The 2,359-nt window shown below is 61.0% G+C and carries 3 protein-coding genes; all 3 read right to left on the bottom strand.

Features of this window, described 5'->3' with window-relative positions; translation table 11 throughout:
• Positions 1–286 (bottom strand): hypothetical protein (locus tag AACR93_RS20035; RefSeq protein WP_043851777.1); only part of this gene is annotated, 286 nt, incomplete at its 3' end.
• 8 nt (positions 287–294) lie between these two features.
• Positions 295–1,311, bottom strand: coding sequence for a hypothetical protein (locus AACR93_RS20040; protein WP_156153029.1), 1,017 nt, complete (start codon positions 1,309–1,311; stop codon positions 295–297).
• A 252-nt stretch (positions 1,312–1,563) separates the two neighbouring features.
• The gene (locus AACR93_RS20045; protein ID WP_042046360.1) at positions 1,564–2,082 is read right to left on the bottom strand and encodes an FxDxF family PEP-CTERM protein; all 519 of its coding nucleotides are present in this window, start codon (positions 2,080–2,082) and stop codon (positions 1,564–1,566) included.
• Positions 2,083–2,359 lie beyond the last annotated feature (277 nt).

Here is a 2,359-nt window from a genome sequence, read left to right on the forward strand (position 1 = left end):
CCAGCAGCACAGAGCCATCCATCACCAGCATGGTGAGCAGGAAGGCCAGTGCCGCGAGCACCAGTTCGGTGCTGCCAAACGCCACGTCGAACAGGCGGTGCAGCAGATAGAGGGTCGCCACCACCAGCACCGGATCGATCACCGACTTGAACAGGGTCACCAAGGGTGAGATCCGCTCCAGCTCACCTTGCAGGGTGTCGAGGGAGGGGTAGAACGCCGCTCCCTCCTCGCGCTGTGGCTGGATCGCCTCCTGCTTGGCGGCCAGCTCTGCCATCACTTCGCTCATCCCGTACCTCAGTAGATGTAAGACAGGTTCAAGCCTGCGCTCTGGTAGTCATATTCCCGGTAGTCCTGGCTGGCCTCGCGCCGCCCCCACTCCCAGCTCAGCTGGGTGCTCCAGCGCTCACTCGGGCGCCAGTTAAGCGCCGCGCTGTAGGAGAGGGTGGTCTCGTCGCCGAGCAGATCGCCCCCCGCCAGCACGCCCGGCTGATAGTCGGCGCGTACCTGGGAAAGACGCTGCTCGAGGCCGAGCCGCTCGCTCCACTGCCAGACCCAGCCCAGCCGGGCCGTGTCATTGATGACCGACTGGTAGCGCTCGCCGCTCGGGGCCTCGCGCCGTTGCCAGCTGGCATCGAACTGGTGGTGGGCGCCCGCCTCATAGCGGGCCGCCAACCGACCCACCCAGTAGTGGCGCCGGCTGTCGCCGGCATAGCGCCAACCGAGCCGGCCCAACTCCGCATCCAGGCTCAGGCGCGCCGTCACCGGCCAATGGCCGGTCAGGCTCAGGGTGTCCTGATCGCTGTCGCGCCCACCCCCCGCCTGCTGGAGATAGTCGGTCTGCTTGTGCTCCCACCCCAGCAGCAGGCTCGCCCCCTGCCGGCTGCGCAGCCCGCTGGTCGCGCGCCAACCGCTCTCGTCCAGATCGAGCGGCTGGTAGAGGTGGCTGCCGTGGCGCAGCGTGCGCCAGCTGCCAGCGAGAGAGAGGGCCAGCATCCGCTCCTGCGGGTTGGCCAGCTCCCCCTCCAGACGCCGCTCGTCCTGCATGTCCTTGATGCCGAGCGCCACATCCTCGAAGGCGCCCAGCCGGCGGCTCTCGCCATAACTCAGGCTGGGTCGCAGCCAGGGGCCCATGACCCCCTGCCAGCCCACCCGCCAGCTGTGGCCGGTGTGGGACATGCCACTGTTGCGGCGATATTCCTGGCGCTCGATATTGGCGCTGGCAAATAGCTGTTGCCGTGACCAGCGGGTGCCCCAACGCCCTTGCAGTGAACCGCTACCAATATCGTCACTGCGATATAATCCGCTGGGCAAAGATGTCTCGTCGTTTAACCGAAAAATATTATTGTCATGGCGGCTATTGACCGCCGTGGTCAGTGACCAGGTATCCCCTTGCTGCTGATTAGCCTGCACATCAGTGCCATATATTGCGGCACCCAATATCACCAGGAGATACCTCATCCCTGTCGCTCGCTTTATCAATTAAAATAGTGATGACCTGCCCGACCCAGCCATTCCTGACTGAGTCTGGGCAATTACACATTCGGCAAATAGCGAATCAGTTGATCAGGCGGCCTGCAGAGTCGGAATACGTTGGCTGCGACGGCGTTTGGACACCAGCAGGGTCAACAGGCCGACACCAATCAGGGCATAGACTTCCGGCTCGGGGATCGGCGCGGTCACGATACCGGCGATATAGGATCCACCCAGCTGGGTACCGGTGACCACACCGGAGATCAGCAGGTCATAGCGACCGGCATCCGGCAGCACGAATTGCCAGGCGGCATCCAGGCTGTTGACCACCGGCGTGATGGCCACATAGCTGGACTTAACCACATCCCACACCGCCAGGGAGAAGTTGCCCACCCCGAAGATGTCGCCGAAGGTGAAGCTGACCACACCGGAGTTGGCCACCGCGGCCTTGTCCACATTGATCTGCCAGGTATCGGTGAAGTGGCTGCCAAAGGCCTCGCCCGCATGGTCAAACAGGGTCGTTGCCGCCCCCGGTACACTGACATCCTGCACCGCCGCCATCGCCTGACCCGCACCAAGCAGCACCAACAACAAGAAAATGTTCCGTAACATTATGCGTTCCTCCATAGAACAGCTTTTAATGACATTTAATTGAATTAACCATTACAACAAAGCCAACCGATATAAATACCACCTCCTGCCTGAATCCAAGCTCCCTGTTATTTGATCAGTCGATCGAAACGGAAGATAGCGATACCCTACACCGCACTGGCATTTGCTATTTTGTCAGTAAGCAAATGCTACAGGGCGTTATTGTATGTTCTTATCAAATAGATCCAATTACTGAGCACCCACCCTATAACAAGTGAGCCGCGAATTCAACTTCGAA

It is taken from the genome of Aeromonas sp. L_1B5_3 (genome assembly GCF_963866575.1).
GTDB lineage: Bacteria > Pseudomonadota > Gammaproteobacteria > Enterobacterales > Aeromonadaceae > Aeromonas > Aeromonas jandaei.